Below are 20,387 nucleotides of genomic sequence, written 5' to 3' on the forward strand. Positions count from 1 at the left end.
CGTGCCAAGGCGACCGAGGAGACGCCAGGGTGGATCGTCACCTGGTCGGCCCCCAGGAGCGAGATCAACGTCGTGCCGATTCCAGAGACCAACGGGTCACCCGAAGCCAGGGCCACGAACGCCGAGCTGTCGGTGCCATCGAGGTCGGCGATAAACGAGTCGAGACGGTCGCGCAGGGGGAGAGGGCCACGGCGCACGTCGCTGGCCGGCCACCTCGGGAACCATCGCGAGATGGCGTGCCCCTCCGACCAGGGTCGCAGCCGCGAGAACCGTCTCCTGCAGCGCGGCCGGCAGCTCGGCCCAGCCGCCGGCACCGATGCCGATGACGGTTGCGAGGGGTGTCGCGGAGGGGGGATCGGTGGCCTGCATCGGTCGTCACGCTATCGTCTTGAACGGCACGAGGTGCCCCAAGGGTCCAGCCATCGGAACCGGTGAGGACGGCTCGACGGGAGAATCTGGGAAGTCGGTGAGACTCCGACACAGGCCCGCTGCGGTGAACCAGGCCCCTGCAATCCGGGGGACCTGGAAAGTCCGAAGACCGGCCCCGTGCTCGACCACGCTGCGGTGACGCAGTGGTGGTGTCACAGCCAATGGCGACATGAGCGGGAGCCTCCATGCCAGTGCAGTACCCCTTTTCTGCCGTCCTCGGGTGCGAGATCGACGCGCTCGACGACATGGGCCTGGCCCTGATCCTCAACGCGGTCTCACCCCACATCGGTGGCGTGCTGGTCCGCGGCGAGAAGGGCACAGCCAAGTCGACCACGGTCCGCGCCATGACGGGGGTCCTGCCGCCCGTCGAGGTCTACGTCGGCGACCGGTTCTCGATCGACCCCGATGATGTATCGGCCGCCTCGCCCGATGGTCCCTTCGAGGCCGGGCACGGTACCCAGCGGCGCGCGGCCCGGCTCGTGGAGCTTCCCGGTCGGCGCGACGGAGGACCGGGTCCTCGGATCGATCCAGCTCGAGCGTGCACTGTCGCACGGCAAGGTCGAGTACGAGCCGGGCCTGCTCGCTGCTGCGCACCGCGGACTGCTGTACGTCGACGAGGTCAACCTGTTGCACGACCACCTGGTCGACGTGCTGCTCGACTCGGCGGCGATGGGGCGCGTCACGGTCGAACGTGATGGTGTCTCCCTCGAGTACGCGTCGCGGTTCGTCCTGGTCGGCACCATGAATCCTGAAGAGGGGCGGCTCGCCGCCCCAGCTCCTCGACCGGTTCGGGCTGACCGTCGAGGTCGCCGCCGTGCGCGAGCCCGCGCTGCGGGCCGAGGTCGTCCGCCGGCGGATGAGCTTCGACGCCGACCCCGACGAGGTTCGCCGCTGCCTACGCCGCCTCCGACGAGGCGTTGACCGCGCAGATCGACGCCGCCCGTACAGCCCTGCCTGATGTCGAGCCACGGATGCGGCCCTGCTCAAGATCGCCGAGGTCTGTGCGGCATTCGAGGTCGACGGACTGCGCGCCGACATCGTGACCTCGCGCACCGCGGTCGCGCACGCTGCCTGGCACGGTCGCACGACGGTGACCCGGGCGGACATCCGCCGGGCGGCGCTGCTCGCGCTGCCTCATCGACGTCGCCGCAATCCCTTCGATGCTCCGGGCCTCGACGAGGGCTCCTCGACCAGATCCTCGGCGACGAGTTGCCGCCAGAGCCAGAGCCGGAGCCGCCCGCACCCGAACCAGCCGATGACGAGCCCGATTTGGGGGACGAGGGCGACAGCCAGCCTGAGCCGCCGTCTGGACCCGAGGACGACTCGGCACCTGAGGCTGAACCTGACCCCGCACCGTCCGAGCCGGAAGCGTCCGAGGCGCCCCCGACGCCGCCCCCGGGTCCGTCCAGCTCGGCGGGAGACTCCGTGGTCTCGGCAGGCACGCCTGCGTGGACCCCCAAGAAGCTCACAGTTCACGGCGTCGGCGACGGGGCGTCTGGTCGACGCAGCCGAGCGATCACGCATCACGGCCAACGGGTCGGCGTGACGGCGTCGGGACCGGGTTCCCTGCACCTCGTGGAGACCCTCATGGCGGCCGCGGGCCAGCAGGCGCTGCGCCCGCGGCTGATCGGGTCGCGTTGCAGGTCGAGGACCTGCGGTACGCCATCCGCGAAGGCCGCGAGTCCAATCTCGTGCTGTTCTGCGTCGACACGTCCGGCTCGATGGCGGCGCGCAAGCGCATGACCGAGGTCAAGACGACGATCCTGGCGCTCCTGATGGACGCCTATCGCAAGCGCGACAAGGTCGGCCTCGTGACGTTCCGCGGGGCCGAGGCGCAGGTCGCGCTGCCTCCCACCCAGTCTGTCGACATCGCGGCAGCACGCCTCGACGCGCTGCCTGCCGGCGGCCGGACACCGGTGGCCGAAGGTCTGCTCGAGGCGGTCCGGGTCATCCGGCGAGAACGTCTGCGTGATCCGAGCCGTCGGCCCCTGCTGATCGTCGTCACCGACGGTCGGGCGACCGGTGGCGCCAACGCGGTGGAACGTTCGCGTCTCGCCGCTGCCGAAGTGGCCCGGCTCGGTGTCACGGCAGTCGTGATCGACAGCGAGCGCGGACCGATGCGGATGGGCCTGGCGGTCACGCTGGCCGAGCTGATGGGCGGCGGAGTACCTGCCGGTCGCCGACGTCGCAGCCGACACGTTGCGACGGACCGTCGACGCGCACACCGAGCGGGGGGCTGCCTGATGCCGCAAGGACAACCCGTGAGCGTGCCCGACGACGGACTCACGACCCGGCAGCGCCGCAACCGTCCGCTCGTCGTGGTCCACACCGGCGACGGCAAGGGCAAGTCGACGGCTGCCTTTGGTCTCGGTCTTCGCAGCTGGAACCAAGGCCTGAAGATCGGCGTGTTCCAGTTCGTCAAGTCCGCCAAGTGGCGCATCGGCGAGCAGACGGTGCTCGAACGTCTCGGAGAAGCTGCACGCCGAGACGGGTGAGGGTGGACCCGTCGAGTGGCACAAGATGGGTTCTGGCTGGTCGTGGAAGCGCAAGCAGGGTGACGCTGAGGACCATGCCACAGCCGCCGCCGAGGGCTGGCAGGAGATCAAGCGGCGTCTGGCCGAGCAGACGCACGACGTGTTGATCCTCGACGAGTTCACGTACCCGATCAACTGGGGCTGGGTCGATGTCGAGGACGTCGTGGAGACGTTGACCAACCGACCCGGTTTCCAGCACGTCATCATCACCGGACGCCGGGCAGATCCGTTGCTGGTCGAGGCGGCCGACCTGGTCACCGAGATGACCAAGATCAAGCACCCGATGGACGCGGGCCAGAAGGGTCAGCGGGGCATCGAGTGGTGAGTCTGCCTCGCCTGGTCGTTGCTGCACCGACGACGGGCCAGGGCAAGACGACTGTCGCGACCGGCCTGATGGCGGCGTTGCGGCACACCGGGCTCGAGGTCAGCGGGCACAAGGTCGGCCCCGACTACATCGACCCGGGCTATCACGCGGTCGCCACCGGGCGGCCGGGTCGCAATCTCGACCCGCACCTGGTCGGTGAGCACCGCATCGTCCCGCTCCTGCTGCACGGCGCATCGGTCCCCGTGCCAGCCGATGTCGCCGTCGTCGAGGGCGTCATGGGGCTGCACGATGGTCAGCTCGGCACCGACGGCTTCTCGTCGACCGCCCATGTCGCCAAGCTCACCGCGAGCCCGGTCGTGCTGGTCGTCGACGTCGGTCGGATGTCACGGTCAGCCGGCGCGATTGCTGCAGGGATGGCCGCGTTCGACCCTGACGTCCAGGTCGCGGGGGTCGTGCTGAACCGCGCTGGCTCGGCACGCAACGAGCAGGAGATCCGTCGGTCGATGGAGCACGCCGGTCTGCCGGTTCTGGGCGTGCTGCCGCGCGACGAGAGTCTCTCGACACCGTCACGCCACCTGGGGTTGCTGCCTGCGGCCGAGCGCGCGGGTGCCGTCGACTTGGTTGCTCGACTGGGCGAGGCGATGGCGAGGCACCTCGACCTCGACGTCCTGCTCGACGTCGCGCGAAGCGCACCAGACCTGGATGCTGCCCCGTGGTCGCCCCACGACGAGGTCGGGACTGGCGGGGGAGGGCGGCCCGTGATCGCGCTGGCCGGGGGGCAGGCGTTCACCTTCGCGTATGCCGAGACCGCCGAGCTGCTCACCGCGGCGGGCTGTGACGTCGTGACGTTCGACCCGTTGACCGACCATCGTCTGCCGGCCCGCACGCAGGGGATCTACCTCGGTGGAGGGTTCCCCGAGGTGCACGCCGATCGGCTCGCGGCCAACCAGAGCCTGGTGCAGGACGTGCGGGCTGCCGTGGCCCAGGGCATCCCCACGGTGGCGGAGTGCGCAGGACTGCTGTACCTCGCCGACACCCTCGATGGTGTCCCGATGGTGGGTGCCGTCTCGGCGGCGGCGGCCATGAGTGACCGGCTGACCTTGCGGTATCCGACTGCGGTCGCCGCATCCGACTCGGTGTTGGCGCGTGCCGGCGAGCAGGTCACCGGGCACGAGTTCCACCGCACTGTCACTGCACCGTCGCACGGTGAACGTCCGGCGTGGACCATGGACGGCGAGCCCTCGGGGTTCAGCAGTGCGAGCGTGCACGCGTCGTACCTGCACGTGCACTGGGCCGGACACCCGCAGCTGGCCCAGCGTTTCGCCGACGCCGCACATGCCGCTGAGCCGTTCGGCGACTCCGGCACTGCCGATCCTTTGCTGCACCACGGCGACGTCGAGGCGACACCTGGCCTGCTCGACTTCGCGGTCAACGTCTTCACCGGCCCGCGTCCTGGCTGGTTGGACGAGGCGCTGCACCGGGCCGTCGACGACTCGGGCAGCTACCCCAGCGCGACTGCGGCGCAGGCTGCGATCGCGTCGCTGCATGGACTGGAACCCAGCGAGGTCTTGGCGACGGCCGGGGCGGCAGAGGCCTTCACCCTGATTGCCGGGCTGCGTGCCTGGCGCAGGCCGGTCGTGGTGCATCCGCAGTTCACCGAGCCGCATGCAGCGCTCGAGCGGGCTGGCTGCAGCGTCACTTCCGTGCACTGCGACGCCACTCGCGGTTTCGCCCTCGACCCCGAGATGGTTCCCCACGACGCCGACCTCGTGTTCGTTGGCAACCCGACCAACCCGACCGGAGTCCTGCACCCCGCACGACAGCTACGCGCACTCCAGCGGCCTGGACGTCTGGTCGTCGTCGACGAAGCGTTCATGGATGCCGTCGGAGACGAGACCGAGTCGCTCGCTGGCACGGTCACCGACGGCATGGTCGTGATCCGCAGCCTCACCAAGCACTGGTCGATCCCCGGCATCCGCGCAGGCTACGTCGTCGGCGATCGCACCGTGATCGCCCAGCTGGCGGCACAGCAGACACCGTGGTCGGTGTCGACTCCCGCCGCAGCGGCCATGGAGGCATGCGCCGTCGAGCCGGCGCTGAGCGAGGCGCTGCTGCGTGCGAAGGCGATCGGCGTGTGGCGTGACCACCTGCAGTCAGGGCTTTCAGCGCGCGGGATCTCGTTCGGTGCCGTCGTCAGCCTCGTTCGTCCTCGCGCAGGTGGGTGACGGCGTACATTCGGCGCTTCGCGAGGCGGGCGTCGCGGTGCGCCGGGCCGACACGTTTCCTGGGCTCGGCGCGAGCTGGGTGCGGATCGCAGTGCGTGACGAGGCCCTGACCGACCAGCTCTTCGACGTGCTGGACGACGTGCTGCGATGAGGGCTCGTGCAGCTGGCCTGGTGCTCGGATTCGTCGCTGACCGCGTCTTCGGCGATCCGCGCCGGGGGCATCCGGTCGCAGGCTTCGGCCAGGTCGCGACAGCGCTCGAACGCCGCTGGTACGCCGACTCACGGGGGCGCGGTCTGCTGTACTGCACCGGCCTGGTCGGAGCCGCAGCAGCCGCAGGGCTGATCGCCGAACGATCGGCGCCGCCGGCTGCCAGGGTGCCGCTGGTGGCTCTGGCGACCTGGGCCGTGCTGGGCGGACGTTCGCTCGAGCGTGAAGCACTGGCCGTCCACGGCTACCTCGATCGCGGTGACCTCCCCGGTGCCCGACGTCGGCTGACCCACCTGGTCGGCAGGGACACGTCCGAGCTCGACGAGTCCGAGGTCTCTCGGGCGGTCATCGAGTCGCTCGCCGAGAACTCCTCGGATGCCGTGGTCGCGCCGTTGGTCTGGGGCGCGGTCGCCGGCGTGCCAGGCCTGCTGGCGTACCGGGCCAGCAACACGCTCGACGCCATGGTCGGACACCACAACGACCGCTACGAGCGCTTCGGCTGGGCCTCAGCCCGCCTCGACGACCTGGTGAGCTTGCCGGGCTCGCGCCTGTCCGGGCTGCTGACGATCGCGGCGGTGCCGGGTCGCGGCAAGGAGGCGTGGTCGACGTGGCGTCGCGATGCCTCCGCGCATCCGAGTCCCAACGGGGGCGTCGTCGAGTCGGCCTTCGCCGGGTCGCTCGGGATTCGCCTGGGCGGTGTCAACCAGTACTACGGCAACCGGGTCGAGCACCGCGCGGTCATGGGCTCGGGCCGTCCCGCGCGTCCGACCGACATCGTCCGCGCGGCCGAGATCGCCCGCCGGGTCTGCTACGGCGCGGCTTTCGTGTGCGGGGCAGTGAGCCTCGTTCGGCGGCGGGTGAAACTGCACACGTCCGACGCGTGAGAAATCCTGCCGCCACGGTGCCTTCGTCCACTACGATCGTTGCAGCGAGCACAAGGAAGCCGGTGAGATTCCGGCACAGTCGCGCTACTGTGACACCGCTTCGGCGGTGGAGTCAGACCCGAGTGTTCGCCACCCATCGAACGGGGACGCACGTATCCCCAAGGAGGACACATGTCGCAAGCTTCTGCGGCGCCGCTGGCCGGCGCCCCTGCACTTCCCACGATCGACCTGCGAGAGCTCGCCCCCTGGGCGCTCTTCTACGGACTGCTGGCCGTCCTGGTGATCTTCTTCATCAGTGCCGACCAGGGTGCCATCTCGATCCCGTCCGGTAACGCGATCCATGAGTGGGTCCACGACGGGCGTCATCTGCTCGGCTTCCCCTGCCACTGACGCTCTTCCGCTTCACCCAACCCACCTGGACCCTGAGTCGCTGCCGCATGCCCTGACGCGTGTGCAGCGACCCCACCTGAACGGAACACACCCATGAATGCACGCGCTTTTCTGGTGCGCGGCCTGCTGGCCGGACTCATCGCGGGCCTGGCGGCCTTCTTCGTCAGCGACGAGGTCGGTGAACCGCACGTCGAGGCGGCCATCGCCCTCGAGTCTGTCGGCGCCGCGCCCGAGGCCGAAGCTCCTGCCGAGCACAGCCACGACGACGAGGCTGGAGGGCACAGCCACTCGCACGGCGATGAGGACAGCGGCACCGAGGTCTCACGCGACAACCAGCGCACCTGGGGGCTGCTGACCGGCACCGTTGCGGTCGGGCTCGCGCTCGGCGGACTCGTCGCACTGGCTGCGGCTGCCGTGCTGGGCCGACTCGGCCGGATGCAGCCCGGACAGTCGACTGCCGTGGTCGCGCTGATCGGATTCGTCTCGATCGCCTTGGTGCCATTCCTCAAGTACCCGTCGACGCCACCGGCGGTCGGTGACGGCAACACGATCGGCGAGCGCACGGGTCTGTACTTCGGCTTCCTGCTCGTCTCGATCGTGGCGGCCATCGCCTCGACCTACCTGGCCGTCAAGCTGCGCGACCGGTTGAGCACGTACGGCGCCGTGGTCGTCGGCGGCGCCGTCTACCTGGCAGTCGTGGTCATCGCCGGGCAGCTGTTCTCGACGGTCAACGAGATCGGCGACTTCCCGGCTGATCTGCTCTGGTACTTCCGTCGTGCCTCGTTGCTGACCCTCGCGACGTTGTGGGGTGTCCTGGGCGTCGTGCTGACGGGTCTCATCTCGCGGCTCTACACGGCCGAGGTCGCCAAGACCGAACGCCGAGGCTCGCCGAGAGCCTCTAGCACCGTCGGCCGGGCGGTGGCAGGGTCACCGCCCGGCGAGTGTCTCCACCCACGCCATGGCGTCGTCGACGCTGTGCACCGTGATCACGCCCGCCTCGGCGGCAGGACGCTGCACGATGACGACCGGCACGCCGAGCTGCGCGGCGGCACTCATCTTCGGCCAGGTGAGCTGACCGCCGGAGTTCTTGGTGATCAGCACGTCGGCACGGTGCTCGGACATGATCGCCAGCTCGCCGTCGAGGGTGTACGGTCCCCGGCTCGACAGGATGGTCCACGACGGCGGGAGGGCGATCGACGGGGCGTCGACGACCCGGGCCAGCACGTCGTGCGCGGCCAACGCTCCGGTGAAACGACCGAGCTCTTGGCGACCGACGGTCAGGAACGGACGTCGACCGAGCGAGGCGGCCGTTGCGGCCGCTTCTTCGTGAGACGGGGCCTGGTGCCAGGCGGGGTCGTCCGGCCAGGCTGGACGTTCGAACCTCAGCAGCGGGACGTCGGTGCAGGCGGCCGCAGCGTTGGCGCTGATGCCACGGGCGAACGGATGCGTGGCATCGACGACGGCGTCGTAGTCGGCAGCAGCCTGACGGAGGCCGTCGATGCCACCGAAACCACCGATGCGGACATCGCCGACCGGTAGGCGCGGATTCACGACCCGGCCTGCCAGTGACGTGGTCACGTCGACACCCGCAGCGAGCAGGCGTTCAGCCAGAGCCCGTGCCTCGCCGGTGCCACCGAGCAGCAGCAGCTTCATGAGCCGGCCTGCCAGCTGAGGGTCGACAGGTCTGTCGGTGCGCCGTTGCGAGCGAGCGACAACAGGGCATCGACGTCGAGGTGCTGCTCGGCCAGGTCGCCGAGGCGGTCGAGGCGGGCTTCTCGGGCGGCCGGGAACGATGCGGTCGACGGCGGGGTGTCGAGCGCATGGTGCAAGAAGGCGCGACGGAAGTCGTCGCCTTCGAGGCTGCCGTGCCACATCGTGCCGTACACCGATCCGGTGCGGGCACCTCCCAGGAAGTCTTGGTCGTCGCCGACCGTGATCTGTCCATGGTGGATCTCGTAGCCGCTGGCTGGGGCGCCGAGAGCCTCGCCGGTCGGCAGGCGGAGCACCTTCTCCTGCCGGAACGTCGTCGACACGTCGAGCAGGCCGAGACCGTCCACGGAAGCACCGGCGTCGCCCTCGACACCGAGCGGATCGCTGATCGTGCGGCCCAGCATCTGGAAGCCACCGCAGATGCCGAGCAGCGGCCGGCCACGCCTCACGTGCTCCGTCAGGGCCTGGTCGAGTCCGCGCGAACGCAACCACGTGAGGTCGGCCAGCGTCGCCCGCGTCCCGGGCAGCACGATCAGGTCGGCGTCACCGAGGTCACGCGGGTCGGCGGCGAACGTGACGTCCAGGTCGGGCTCGAGCCCGAGGGCGTCGACGTCGGTGAAGTTGCTGATGCGAGGGAGCCGGATCACGGCGACCTTGCGGCTGTCGACCCTGCGGTGCGCCTGCTCACGAGGTCGAGCGCGTCCTCGGAGTCGAGCCAGAGGCTCTGGTCCCACGGCAGCACGCCGTGGACGGGGCGTCCGGTGAGTCGTTCGAGGTCGTCGATGCCGGGTCTCAGCAATCCGAGATCGCCGCGGAACTTGTTGACGACGAATCCGGCGATCAGCTGTTGATCGGCGGGGGAGAGCAGCGCCAGCGTGCCGAACATGGCGGCGAAGACACCGCCGCGGTCGATGTCGCCGACCACGATCGTCGGCAGCTGTGCGTGCTGTGCCAGCCCCATGTTGACGTAGTCGCCGTCGCGCAGGTTGATCTCGGCGGGGCTGCCGGCACCCTCGGCGATGACGACGTCGTAGCGAGCCGCGAGGTCGTCGTACGCATCGTGTGCGGCTTGGGCGAGATGACGTCGCCCGGTCGTCCAATTGGAGGACGACACCTCGCCAGCAGGTTGTCCCATCACGACGACGTGGCTGCGACGATCGCTGCCGGGCTTGAGCAGCACGGGGTTCATCGCAGGTTCGGGTTCTGCGCGGGCGGCGAGGGCCTGCACCCACTGGGCCCGTCCGATCTCGGCGTGCACGCCGGCGTTGTCGGCGCACACCATCGAGTTGTTCGACATGTTCTGTGCCTTGTACGGCGCGACGCGGACACCGCGTCGGGCGATCGCCCGGCACAGCGCCGTGGTGACGATGCTCTTGCCGGCGTCGGAGGTGGTGCCGGCGACGAGCAGACCGGTCATGGAGCCCTCAGCGGGTTGGATGAAGCCCTCAGCGGGTTGGAGGGAGCCCTCAGCAAGTAGGTGTCCATGATCCAGCCAGCGGTTTGCTTGGCCCGACTGCGCACGGCCTCGATGTCGGCGAGCACGTCTGCGACGGTACCGGCGACGAGCTCTTCTGAATCAGTCCCGAGGTTTGCGCCCCACCAGATCGACCAATCGTCTAGGCCGTCGAGGTCGAGGTTCGCTCCGAGCATGACCGCGATGTTGCTCTGTCCCGCCTCGACAGCCTCGCGCAGGCGTCTCGCGGTCGTGACGTGCACGGGGACACCCACCGGGTGCAGCACGATCCGGTGCCGGGCGGCGAGCACCTGAGGCGCCGAGATGCCTGGCAGGACGGTGTAGTCGAGCGGCATCCGGGTCGCGGAGCTGCTCGACGATCCGGATCGTCGAGTCGTACAACGAGGGGTCGCCCCACACGAGGAAGGCTGCGGTGCCACCGCGGGCTCGGAGCACCTGCTCGTAGGCGGCGACCCTGGCTTCGTGCCAGGTCTTCACCGCGGCCGGGTAGTCGGCCGGATCCTTCCGGTCGCGTTCGGGGTCGGCGACGGCGACGACCTCGAGACCGAAGTGATCTGCGATGACGCGGCGTGCCGCCAGCAGCTCGTCGTCAGGCCCCTTGGTGGCGGCGATGACGTAGTCGGCGCCGCGCAGGGCCTGCGCGACCTCGGAGGTCACGTGCTGCAGGCCCATGCCGACACCGGCGATCAGCACCTTCACTGGTCGCGGTCCTCCAGATCACCTTCGACCTCGAGGTACACCCCCTGCAGGGCCTCCAGCGTCGCCGGATCGGGCTCGGCCCACAGGCCACGCTCGGCTGCCTCGTGCAGCCGCTCGACGATGCCGCGCAGTGCCCACGGGTTGGACTGGCGCAAGAACGCCTGGTTGGTCTCGTCGAGCACGTACTCGTCGGCGAGCTTCTCGTACATCCAGTCGTGCACGACGCCGGCGGTGGCGTCGAAGCCGAACAGGTAGTCGACCGTCGCTGCGAGCTCGAAGGCGCCCTTGTATCCGTGTCGCTGCATCGCCGCGATCCAGCGGGGGTTGACGACCCTGGCCCGGAAGATGCGCGCCGTCTCCTCCGACAGCGTGCGGGTGCGGACCGAGTCGGGATTCGTGGAGTCGCCGACGTACGCCTTCGGGTCCGATCCGGTCAGTGCACGAACTGTCGCGATCATGCCGCCGTGGTACTGGAAGTAGTCGTCGGAGTCGGCAATGTCGTGCTCCGCGCTGTCGACGTTCTTCGCCGCGACCGTGATGCGCCGGTAGTTGGCCCGCATGTCGTCGGCGGCCGGTGCGCCGTCGAGATCGCGTCCGTAGGCGAACCCGCCCCACGCGGTGTAGACCTCGGCGAGGTCGTTGTCGTCGCGCCACGTGCCCGACTCGATGACCTGCAGGATGCCTGCACCGTAGGAGCCCGGCTTGGAGCCGAAGATGCGGGTCGTGGCGCGTCGGTCGTCGCCGTGGTCGGCGAGGTCGGCGCGCACGTGTGCTCGCACGTAGTTGTCGTCATCGGACTCGTCGAGGTCGGCCACGGCTGTACCGCGTCGTCGAGCATCGCGACGACGTGCGGGAACGCGTCGCGGAAGAAGCCCGAGATGCGCACCGTCACGTCGATGCGGGGACGTCCGGCTCGGCCAGGGAGATGGTCTCCAGCTGGCTGACCCGGCGTGAGGCCTCGTCCCAGACGGGGCGCACGCCGAGCAGCGCGAGCACCTCGGCGACATCGTCGCCGCTGGTGCGCATCGCGCTGGTGCCCCAGACCGACAGCCCCACCGAGGACGGGTAGGTGCCGGTGTCGTCGAGGTGTCGCTTCACCAGCGAGTCGGCCATCGCCTGCCCGGTCTGCCACGCCAGGCGGGACGGCACAGCCCGCGGGTCGACGGTGTAGAAGTTGCGTCCGGTCGGAAGCACGTTGACCAGGCCGCGCAGGGGGGAGCCTGAGGGGCCTGCCGGGACGAAGCCGCCGTTCAGGGAGTGCAGGATCGCCGCGAGCTCGTCGGTCGTCCGGTCGAGACGAGGGACGACCTGCTCGGCCGCGAAGGCCAGCACCCGTTGCACCTGCGGATCGACGTGCAGCCCGGCAGCAGCGGCAGGATCCCAGTCGGCGGCTTCCATCTGCTCGACCAGCTCACGTGCGCGAGTCTCGATCTCGTCGACGGCGTGCAGCTCGGCGCCTTCCTTGAGCCCGAGCGCGCTGCGCAGACCAGGCACAGCGTTGCCGACGCCACCCCACACCTGTGCGGCGCGCAGGATCGACATCACCAGGTTGGTGCGCGCCTCGCCGGTGGGTGCCTGGCCGAGGACGTGCAGACCGTCGCGGATCTGCGCGTCCTTGATCTCGCACAGCCAGCCGTCGACGTGCAGCAGGAAGTCGTCGAACTCCTGATCGTCTGGGCGTTCCTCCAGGCCGAGGTCACGGTGCATCTCGGCGGCCCGCATGAGGGCCCAGATCTCGCCGCGGACCGCGGGGAGCTTCGCCGGGTCCATCGAGGCGATGTTGGCGTGCTCGTCCAGCAGCTGTTCGAGCCGGGCGATGTCGCCGTACGACTCGGCGCGAGCCATCGGCGGGACGAGGTGGTCGATGATCGTGGCGTGGGCGCGGCGCTTGGCCTGGGCGCCTTCGCCCGGATCGTTGACGAGGAACGGGTAGATCAACGGCATGCTGCCGATCGCGGCATCCGGGCCGCACGATGCCGACAGCGCGGCGTTCTTGCCCGGCAGCCACTCCATCGAGCCGTGCTTGCCGAGGTGGACGACTGCATCGGCGCCGAAACCGTGCTCGAGCCACCGGTAGGCGGCCAGGTAGTGGTGGCTGGGAGGCAGATCGGGATCGTGGTAGATCGCGACGGGGTTCTCGCCGAAGCCGCGTGGCGGCTGGATGATCAGGACGATGTTGCCGGCGGTCAGCGTGGCCAGCACGAGCTCGCCCTGGTCGTTGACGAACAGGCTGCCGGGCGCCGGACCCCATGCCTCCTGCATCGCGTCGCGCAGGTCGGCCGGCAGGTCGGTCGTCCACGTGGCGTAGTCGGACGGGCTGATGCGGACGTGCGCGTCGGTCAGCTGAGCCGTGGTCAGCCACTCCTCGTCCTGGCCGCCGGCCGCGATCAGCGCGTGGATGAGGCCGTCGCCTGCCGTCGTGTCCTCCTCGTCGAGCAGCGCGGTGACCTGGTTCTCGCCGCCGATGTCGTAGCCCTCGTCGCGGAGGCGCCGCAGGAGCCGGATCGTGGAGACCGGGGTGTCGAGGCCGACGGCGTTGCCGATGCGGGCGTGCTTGGTCGGGTACGCCGACAGCACCAGCGCCAGGCGCTTGTCGGCGTTCGGGATGTGCCGCAGCCGGGCGTGGTTGACGGCGATCCGGGCGACCCGGTCACACCGCTCGGTGTCGGCGACGTACTGGGGCAGGCCGTCGGAGTCGAGCTCCTTGAACGAGAACGGCGCGGTGATGATGCGGCCATCGAACTCGGGGATCGCGATCTGGGTGGCCGAGTCGAGGGGGGTCACGCCATCGTCAGAGGCCTCCCACTCCGCGCGGCTGCTGGTCAGGCACAGGCCTTGCAGCACCGGGATGTCGAGGGCGGCCATGCGCTCGACGTCCCAGGCCTCGTCGTCCCCGCCGGCGCTGGCGGTGGCCGGGACACTGCCGCCGGCGGCGAGGACCGTCACGATGAGGGCGTCGAGCCGGCCGAGCCCCTCGTAGAGATCGTCACCTGCTGCCCTCAGGGAACCGGCGAAGATCGGCACGCCGGTGGCCTGGCCGGTCGAGTCGACGGCGTCGGCGAGGGCGTGGACGAAGGCGGTGTTGCCGCTGGCCTCGTGGGCGCGGTAGTACAAGATCCCGATCTGCGGCAGGTCGGCCGCAGGTGCCGACGTGCGATCAGCGAACCCCCACGCCGGGATCTCGTCTGGCGGCTCGAAGCCCACGCCGGTCAGCAGGACAGTGTCGGACAAGAAGGCGTGCAGCTGGGCCAGGTTGCCGGGGCCGCCTTCGGCCAGGTAGCGGTGCGCCTGTGCGGCAACACCCATCGGCACGGTCGACACGCTCCATGAGCTCGGCGCTCGGCTGCAGGCTACCGCCGAGGATGACCAGAGGGACGCCGCGCTCACGGACCGCGCCGAGCCCGGGCCACAGGTCGTGCGGGGAGCCCAGCAGGCGCACCACCACGAGGTCGACGCCGTCGACGATGGCATCGAGCCGGTCGTCGGAGGTGCGGCTCGGATCGGCCCACTCGTAGGCAGCACCGCTGGCACGGGCCGAGAGCAGATCGGTGTCGGACGTGGACAGCAGGGCAATGCGGGTCGTCAGGTCGGCCATGTCGCCGGTCTCCTCCTAGGGGTTCTCGCCCCGTCATGTGGTCGGACCGTCCGTGGCCAGTGTCTGGCTTGTGTCCCGCTCGACGTGGTCGTGCGGGAACATCACAGTGGCGGAACCGCCCCGGACTCTCACCGGGTTCCTGCGCCACGGGCGTGCTGGCAGCCTACGGGAGGTACCGCCGGGGAGATCCGATGCCCTGCTTGTCGGCGGCGTGCGCGTTGCAGGCAAGAATGTGCGCATGCTTGGTTTGACGTGGGCGACAGCGAATCCACCAGTCGCGGCGATGTCGGCATGGCCGGTGTGACGCTGGTCGGCGGCGGTCCGGGAGACCCGAGCTGATCACGGTCGCGGGCCTGAAGGCGCTGATGACCGCCGACGTCGTGGTGGCCGACCATCTGGCCCCGCTGGTGCTTCTCGACCAGCCCGGCCCGACGTCGAGGTCGTCGACGTGGCCAAGTTCCCGCGCGGCAGAACCACCCCGCAGGAGGCGATCAACGCGCTGCTGATCGATCGAGCGAAGCAGGGTCTGCAGGTCGTCCGGCTCAAGGGAGGCGACGGCGACGTGTTCGGTCGCGGCTTCGAGGAGCTGACGGGCATGTCAGGACGCCGGTGTCCCGGTCAAGGTGGTTCCGGGAGTGTCGTCGGCTGTCGCCGTGCCTGCGATCGCCGGTATCCCAGCGACGCACCGGGGGCTGGTCGACGGGTTCACGGTCGTGTCAGGACATGCGCCGCCCGGGCATCCGACCAGCCTGACCGACTGGTCGGCCCTGGCTCGCGCCGGCGGCACGATCATCGTCCTGATGGGGGTCGCCAACGCCGCGCACATCGCCGCGGCCTTGATGGGCGGTGGCTTGTCGGGCTCGACTCCCGTGGCACTGATCTGCGACGGCAGCCTGCCCACGGAACGCACGATCCGCTCGACCCTCGCCGACCTGGGCTCGACGCCGGTCGCCGAGCAGGTCGCACCGCCAGCCGTCATCGTCATCGGGGCAGTCGCCGACCTGGAGAGTCAGCCGACGTCGTCGGCGAGTCCCAGCTCAGCATCGCCGGCGTCAGCGAAGTAGCCCTCCACGTCGCCGACCTCGTCCAACGAGGCGGGGGACCAGCGCGGGTCCGGTCCTTGTCGACAACCTGCGCCCGTACGCCCTCGGCGAAGTCGGGGTGCCGGTGCAGCCGCCGCGCCAGGCGGAACTCCCTGGTCGAGGGCCTGACGCAGATCGGTCATGTCGCGAGCCCGCCGCAGGGCGCCGAGCGTCACGGTCACGGCGGTCGGTGACTTGGCAGAGATCGTGACGGCCGCGGCCCGGGCGTCATCGATCTCGGAGCCGCGCAGCCGGTTGACGATGGCCAGGACATCAGGGCCTTCGTACACCTGTCGATCCACGACCGGGCAGCCAGCAGCGGAGAGTCGGGGGTCGGTTCGGCAACCTGGGCGACGGCCTCAAGGGGCTCGGTGGTGGCGAGAGCGGCGACGAGCCCGGGCAGGTGCTGAGTCGGGACGTACCAGTCAGCCAGGCCGATCGCGATGGCGTCACCGGCGCGCACGGTCCCCGCAGTCAGCGCGAGGTGGGTGCCGAGCTCGCCGGGCGCGTGCGACAGCAGGTAGGTGCCGCCGACGTCGGGAAGGAAGCCGATACCCGTCTCTGGCATGCCGATCGAGGAACGCTCGGTCACGACACGGATGTCGGCATGTGCCGACAGGCCGATCCCGCCACCGAGGACGATGCCGTCCATCACCGCGACGAACGGCTTGGATAGCTGGCGATCGTCGCGTTGAGGCGGTACTCGTCGGCCGAGAACCCCTCTGAGGCAGTTCCGCCAGCGAGTGCGTCGTGGTACATCGCGACGATGTCTCCGCCGGCACAGAGGCCTCGCTCGCCGGCACCGGTCAGCACGACCGTTGCCACGTCGGGATCATCGCGCCACCGGTCGAGGGCGTCTTGGAGCAGACGAACCATGTCGTGGGTCAAGGCGTTGATGGCTCGCGGGCGATGGAGCCGCAGGTGACCGACCCGGCCGTCTCGGCTGATCAGGACGTCGTCGCCGTGGTCGAGCACGGCGGCCTGCTGGTGAGTCTGGGTCATCGTGGCAACGCTAGCCTCCGCGCGGGGCTCGATGTGAGTGGCCCGTCGGAACTATGTCCAAGGTCACAAACATTCCGTCATGCGAGGCAATTCAACGTGAGACAGTATGTCAGTTGAAACTTGCATTTACACGGGTCGCGAACTTCCCCACGCAGTCCCACACTCCCAGGAAGTGCACCTCGTGTCCGCCGACTACAACAGCATCGACTCCCACCCGTTCTCTCTGACGACCTCAGCGACGCCGAGCCGCATCGGGCTCAGCCGTGACGGCCGCACCGACGCCTACGCCGAGCTGTACACCCGCCACAGCTATGTGGCCCGCCGCCTGGCTCGGCATCTGGGTCAGCGCGAAGAAGCCGAGGACGTCGTGGCCGAGGCGTTCGCCCAGATCCTCGACCTCCTGCTCCGTGGAAGGGGCCCGACGAGTCGTTCCGGGCGTACCTGTTCACGACGATCCGGCACGAGTCCGGTCGACGGGCGAAGGTCGCGCAGCGTGTCATCACGACCGACGACGACTCGCAGATCGACGTGCCCGTGGCCTTCGGGGCTGGCGAGCTCGACCTGTTCGAGCGCACTGCGGTCAAGGCAGCCTACCAGTCGTTGCCCGAGCGGTGGCAGCGCGTGCTGTGGCACCTCGACGTCGAGGGGCGCAAGCCGCTCGAGCTGGCCGACACCTTGGGGATGAAGGCGAACACGGTCTCCGCACTGGTGTACCGAGCCAGGACGGGGCTGCGCGAGGCCTACCTGCAGCAGCACGTCGCCGTCGACCATGATCACGTCGCGCGGTCGTGCGGCGAGGTGCGCGCCAGCCTGGCAGCTGTCGTGCGACGCACGGCGTCGGCGAAGGAACAGGATCGGGGCGTGGGCGCACGTCGACGGGTGCGCCGACTGCAGCGTCATCCGTGCGTGAGCTGCAGGACGTCAACCGTGACCTCGGTGCCGTGGCGGCGCCGCAGCGCTGGCCACGACGACAGTCGGAGGGGGAGCCCTCGTCGCCGGCAAGGTCGGCGGCGGGATGCTCGCGAACCTGGTGGCCACGACGAAGGGTGCAGCGGTGGCCGTGCTGGTTCCGGCGGCTGCTGTCACGGCGACGACGGTCGCGGTGATGTCGACCGGGACCTCGGGCTCGGCCGTCGCGGCGTCCCCGGTGACCGAGAGTGTCGTCCACGTCGCCCCCCGAGCGGGGTTTCCGACGGAGCCGGTCCGTCGTGAGCCGAATGCCGTCGCAGCACGGAGCACGGCCTCTGCTGGTGCGGCTGATGTCCCACGACCTGCAGCGCACCCGGTGGCGGCAGCGCCTTCGACGACGACCGCACCTCAGGCGACACCCGGCCGACCCGATGCAGCGAGCGTCGTCACGGACCTCACCGGCAAGGTGGCGAATGGCCGGCCGGTCGGTGCGGTGAAGGACGTCGCCGACGGGCTCGACGACGTCGTGCCCGGAGCCGTCGAGCTCGTCGATCGGCGGTGCCCAGGATCGGCGGCTAGCGACCTACTCGCCGGTGCAGGCCGTGTAGGTCGTCGTGAACTCGTCGGTGTCCTGCAGCGGCGCGACGTCCGGGTGGACGATCGGGCCGCCCGTGACGGCGTAGAACTCGTCACGATAGATCACGAGCGACGAGCCGTCCTGGCACTTGACGACCTCCTGCTCGGCGGGCTGACCGTCATCGATGCAGGAGTCGTAGTCGCGCGGGGCTCTTGCCGGGCTGCCAGATCGCTGCACAGTCAGGTCCCGGTGGGCGCCGGTGCGGTGCTCGGCGAGCCGGCCGACGGGCTGGACGTGGCGGTCGTGCCGGTTGGCTCAGGGGTTGGCGAGGTCTCTGGATCGCTGCCGGAGGTGCAGCCGGGACAGCAGGATGACGGCCAGGGAGACGATCGCGAGACGCATCGGTCCAGACTAGGCCGTGCGTGACCCGAACAGCAGCCTGAACGGTCGGGCCGCGAGGGTCAGCAGGGGCTTGCGTCCGGCGAGGAACGACAACGGACCGCCGCTGTCGAACGTCCAGGTGCCACGACCAAGACCGAGCCGGATGCGGCCGCGTACCGGCGACACCTTCAGCGTTCCCGCGCGATCTTGTGCGATGCGAAAGCCGGTCGGAGAGAGCGAACGGCAACCGGCGGATCCGGCCGACGTCGAGGGCGCCGATCCCGTCAGCGACATACGACCGGTGCGCTGCGACGTCGAAGTCGGCGAGCTCCTTGGGAATCGCCCGCCAGCCGCGTCCACCGTCACGCGAGGCTAGGCTGTTGACCCAGATGTGGGTGATCGACACGCGCGGACGCCAGCCCTGGCGCACCAGCACCGTCGACATGATCTCGTCGTACGTCAGTGGACTGGGCTGCTCGTACACGAAGAATGCCGTCGAGACGATGCCGCGACCGAAGATCGTGATCGGCCGGGTGGCCGCCGAGTGTGGGGGCGGCAGGTGCTTGCGAGGGATGAGCCACACGCCGATGTAGGCATGGCCGTGCAGGTCCCACGGCTCTGCCGGGTAGCTGTTCAACGCCATGAGAAGGCCTCCGGTTGCAGGGTCTTGGTGCGCTTGGCGTAGGGGTGGGTCGATCCGGGCCAGTTGGACGTGATGCGTCCGGAGGCATGCCGGTACCAGCTGTTTGCACTGCGACCACACCGAGCGGGCGAGGCGGGTCTGCACCTCGCGGTCGTACTGCTCCTCGGCTGCTTCGGTGACCTCGACGCGGCGGTGCCCGCCGGCTCTGAGCTGGTCGAGCGTCTGGCGCATGTGACGGGCCTGCGCCTCCAGCATGTAGATGATCGACCCGCCGCCAAGGTTGGTGTTGGGCCCGTAGGAGAGCAGCAGGTTCGGGAAGTGCGGCACGTAGATGCCGAGGTACGCCCGTGCGCCGTCGGTCCACTGGGTGGCGAGCTTCTGACCGCCCACGCCGGTGATGTCGATCGACTCGAGGAACTCTTGCGCGTCGAAGCCAGTCGCGTAGATGATGACGTCGACGTCATAGTTTGTTCCGTCGGCGGTCGTGACACCCGTGGGCGTGATCTGGGTGATGGGGTCGGTCACGAGGTCGACGTGGGGCTGGGCGATCGCCGGGTAGTACGTGTTGGCGAACAGGATGCGCTCTGCAGCCCACGGGGTAGTCGGGGGTCAGCTTGGCTCGCAGCACCGGGTCCTTGACCTTGGTGGCGAGGTGCTTGAGCGCGACGGTCTTGATCGACTTGCCAGCGAAGGTGCCGTCGTCGAGCCCGCGCGAGAACTGCTCGCCGAGGCCCCAGAACGTCGCCCGCTCGCCCTTCAGCAGACCTGGGACGTGGCGAAGGCCTGCGCGGTAGCGCGGTCCGTATGCCTGGTCGGGCTTGGGCAGGATGTAGGCCGGTGTGCGCTGGAAGACCGTGAGCTCGGCGACCTGCTGGGTCAGGTGGGGGATGAACTGGATCGCGCTGGCGCCCGTGCCGACGACGGCGACCTTCTTGCCGACCAGGTCGACGTCGTGCTCCCACCTGGCGGAGTGGAAGGCGATGCCCTCGAAGGTCTCGGCACCCTTGATGGCTGGCAGCACGGGCTGCGACAGCTGTCCGACGGCGCTGACCAGGATGTCGACGGTCTGCTCGGTGCCGTCGGCGAACTGCACGGTCCACGTTGAGCTGTCGTCGCTGAACTGTGCGGCGACGACCTCGCGGTCGAGCTGCACCAGCGGCGTGATGCCGTACTTGTCGGCGGTCGAGCGCAGGTAGGCCAGGATCTCGGGCTGCTGGGCGTAGCGGTACGACCAGTCGGGATCCGGCTCGGTACCGAGTAGGAGTACAGGGGCGAGGGGACGTCGCAGGCTGCGCCTGGGTAGGTGTTGTCGCGCCACAC

12 protein-coding genes, 9 pseudogenes and 3 riboswitches are annotated in these 20,387 nt (G+C 69.7%); of the genes and pseudogenes, 10 read left to right on the top strand and 11 right to left on the bottom strand.

The genetic code is table 11. The features are described 5' to 3' along the window. Window positions 1-2: 2 nt before the first annotated feature. Window positions 3-314: pseudogene (locus tag ACHMWU_RS18075) on the bottom strand (hypothetical protein); the annotation flags it as partial. 69 nt (window positions 315-383) lie between these two features. Beyond that, window positions 384-562: riboswitch (cobalamin riboswitch) on the top strand. 296 nt (window positions 563-858) lie between these two features. Between ACHMWU_RS18075 and ACHMWU_RS18080 the strand changes: the two are divergent. From ACHMWU_RS18080 to ACHMWU_RS18115, 8 genes and pseudogenes are all read left to right on the top strand, one after another. Beyond that, window positions 859-1,350 (top strand): ATP-binding protein, encoded by a 492-nt coding sequence (locus ACHMWU_RS18080; protein ID WP_396045683.1) that lies wholly within the window; start codon window positions 859-861, stop codon window positions 1,348-1,350. Window positions 1,351-1,468: 118 nt separating this feature from the next. Further along, window positions 1,469-1,975: a hypothetical protein gene (locus tag ACHMWU_RS18085; RefSeq protein WP_396045685.1), complete on the top strand. Its 507-nt coding sequence runs from the start codon at window positions 1,469-1,471 to the stop codon at window positions 1,973-1,975. A 193-nt stretch (window positions 1,976-2,168) separates the two neighbouring features. After that, window positions 2,169-2,468: pseudogene (locus tag ACHMWU_RS18090) on the top strand (VWA domain-containing protein); the annotation flags it as partial. 204 nt (window positions 2,469-2,672) lie between these two features. Beyond that, window positions 2,673-3,288: pseudogene (gene cobO / locus ACHMWU_RS18095) on the top strand (cob(I)yrinic acid a,c-diamide adenosyltransferase). Then, window positions 3,285-5,664 (top strand): annotated as a pseudogene (locus ACHMWU_RS18100) (cobyrinate a,c-diamide synthase). Before cobO ends, ACHMWU_RS18100 begins: the two co-directional pseudogenes overlap by 4 nt. Next, a complete protein-coding gene (locus ACHMWU_RS18105; RefSeq protein WP_396045687.1) occupies window positions 5,661-6,605 on the top strand; it encodes a cobalamin biosynthesis protein in 945 nt (314 codons plus the stop codon). The pseudogene ACHMWU_RS18100 and the gene ACHMWU_RS18105 overlap by 4 nt, the downstream one beginning before the upstream one ends. A 44-nt stretch (window positions 6,606-6,649) precedes the next feature. Then, window positions 6,650-6,735: riboswitch (adenosylcobalamin (AdoCbl) riboswitch) on the top strand. A 41-nt stretch (window positions 6,736-6,776) separates the two neighbouring features. Then, on the top strand, window positions 6,777-6,995 hold the full coding sequence (locus ACHMWU_RS18110) for a CbtB-domain containing protein (RefSeq protein ID WP_396045689.1): 219 nt from the start codon (window positions 6,777-6,779) through the stop codon (window positions 6,993-6,995). 93 nt (window positions 6,996-7,088) lie between these two features. Beyond that, window positions 7,089-7,820 (top strand): annotated as a pseudogene (locus ACHMWU_RS18115) (CbtA family protein); the annotation flags it as partial. Window positions 7,821-7,922: 102 nt separating this feature from the next. Here ACHMWU_RS18115 and ACHMWU_RS18120 read toward each other — a convergent pair. The 6 genes and pseudogenes from ACHMWU_RS18120 to ACHMWU_RS18145 form a co-directional block, all read right to left on the bottom strand. After that, window positions 7,923-8,648 carry a cobalt-precorrin-6A reductase gene (locus ACHMWU_RS18120; RefSeq protein ID WP_396046879.1) on the bottom strand — a complete coding sequence of 242 codons (726 nt, stop codon included), beginning with the start codon at window positions 8,646-8,648 and terminating at the stop codon, window positions 7,923-7,925. Beyond that, window positions 8,645-10,122, bottom strand: a pseudogene (locus ACHMWU_RS18125) (cobyric acid synthase). The gene ACHMWU_RS18120 and the pseudogene ACHMWU_RS18125 overlap by 4 nt, the downstream one beginning before the upstream one ends. 159 nt (window positions 10,123-10,281) lie before the next feature. Next, the gene (locus ACHMWU_RS18130; RefSeq protein WP_396045691.1) at window positions 10,282-10,878 is read right to left on the bottom strand and encodes an SAM-dependent methyltransferase; all 597 of its coding nucleotides are present in this window, start codon (window positions 10,876-10,878) and stop codon (window positions 10,282-10,284) included. Continuing rightward, a pseudogene (locus tag ACHMWU_RS18135) lies at window positions 10,875-11,770 on the bottom strand (cobaltochelatase subunit CobN). The gene ACHMWU_RS18130 and the pseudogene ACHMWU_RS18135 overlap by 4 nt, the downstream one beginning before the upstream one ends. After that, window positions 11,767-14,109 carry a cobaltochelatase subunit CobN gene (locus tag ACHMWU_RS18140; protein ID WP_396046881.1) on the bottom strand — a complete coding sequence of 781 codons (2,343 nt, stop codon included), beginning with the start codon at window positions 14,107-14,109 and terminating at the stop codon, window positions 11,767-11,769. Before ACHMWU_RS18140 ends, ACHMWU_RS18135 begins: the two are co-directional and overlap by 4 nt. Then, the gene (locus ACHMWU_RS18145) at window positions 14,036-14,473 is read right to left on the bottom strand and encodes a hypothetical protein (protein WP_396045693.1); all 438 of its coding nucleotides are present in this window, start codon (window positions 14,471-14,473) and stop codon (window positions 14,036-14,038) included. Before ACHMWU_RS18145 ends, ACHMWU_RS18140 begins: the two co-directional genes overlap by 74 nt. 36 nt (window positions 14,474-14,509) lie before the next feature. Next, a riboswitch (cobalamin riboswitch) is annotated at window positions 14,510-14,637 on the bottom strand. Window positions 14,638-14,764: 127 nt separating this feature from the next. Here ACHMWU_RS18145 and cobA point away from each other — a divergent pair. Further along, window positions 14,765-15,537: pseudogene (gene cobA / locus ACHMWU_RS18150) on the top strand (uroporphyrinogen-III C-methyltransferase). Here cobA and ACHMWU_RS18155 read toward each other — a convergent pair. Next, entirely contained in the window at window positions 15,455-15,691 is a 237-nt protein-coding gene (locus ACHMWU_RS18155) for an enoyl-CoA hydratase/isomerase family protein (protein ID WP_396046883.1), read from the bottom strand. The pseudogene cobA and the gene ACHMWU_RS18155 overlap by 83 nt on opposite strands. Next, window positions 15,606-16,557: pseudogene (locus ACHMWU_RS18160) on the bottom strand (3-hydroxyisobutyryl-CoA hydrolase); the annotation flags it as partial. The pseudogene ACHMWU_RS18160 and the gene ACHMWU_RS18155, both read right to left, overlap by 86 nt. Window positions 16,558-17,091: 534 nt before the next feature. Here ACHMWU_RS18160 and ACHMWU_RS18165 point away from each other — a divergent pair. Further along, a complete protein-coding gene (locus tag ACHMWU_RS18165) occupies window positions 17,092-17,769 on the top strand; it encodes a sigma-70 family RNA polymerase sigma factor (protein WP_396045695.1) in 678 nt (225 codons plus the stop codon). A gap of 452 nt (window positions 17,770-18,221) precedes the next feature. On the opposite strand, the gene ACHMWU_RS18170 is transcribed toward ACHMWU_RS18165, so the two are convergent. Both ACHMWU_RS18170 and ACHMWU_RS18175 read right to left on the bottom strand, forming a co-directional pair. Continuing rightward, entirely contained in the window at window positions 18,222-19,592 is a 1,371-nt protein-coding gene (locus tag ACHMWU_RS18170) for a hypothetical protein (protein WP_396045697.1), read from the bottom strand. Next, window positions 19,528-20,385: a flavin-containing monooxygenase gene (locus ACHMWU_RS18175; protein ID WP_396045699.1), complete on the bottom strand. Its 858-nt coding sequence runs from the start codon at window positions 20,383-20,385 to the stop codon at window positions 19,528-19,530. The genes ACHMWU_RS18170 and ACHMWU_RS18175 overlap by 65 nt, the downstream gene beginning before the upstream one ends. Window positions 20,386-20,387 lie beyond the last annotated feature (2 nt).

The sequence above is a fragment of the Aeromicrobium sp. UC242_57 genome, assembly GCF_044452305.1.
Lineage (GTDB): Bacteria > Actinomycetota > Actinomycetes > Propionibacteriales > Nocardioidaceae > Aeromicrobium.

Excerpts from the sequence above, each read along its gene's own strand:
- ACHMWU_RS18145 (WP_396045693.1), bottom strand. The coding sequence starts at position 14,473 with ATGGCCGACCTGACGACCCGCATTGCCCTGCTGTCCACGTCCGACACC.
- ACHMWU_RS18120 (WP_396046879.1), bottom strand. The coding sequence starts at position 8,648 with ATGAAGCTGCTGCTGCTCGGTGGCACCGGCGAGGCACGGGCTCTGGCT.
- ACHMWU_RS18080 (WP_396045683.1), top strand. The coding sequence starts at position 859 with ATGGTCCCTTCGAGGCCGGGCACGGTACCCAGCGGCGCGCGGCCCGGC.
- ACHMWU_RS18105 (WP_396045687.1), top strand. The coding sequence starts at position 5,661 with ATGAGGGCTCGTGCAGCTGGCCTGGTGCTCGGATTCGTCGCTGACCGC.
- ACHMWU_RS18110 (WP_396045689.1), top strand. The coding sequence starts at position 6,777 with ATGTCGCAAGCTTCTGCGGCGCCGCTGGCCGGCGCCCCTGCACTTCCC.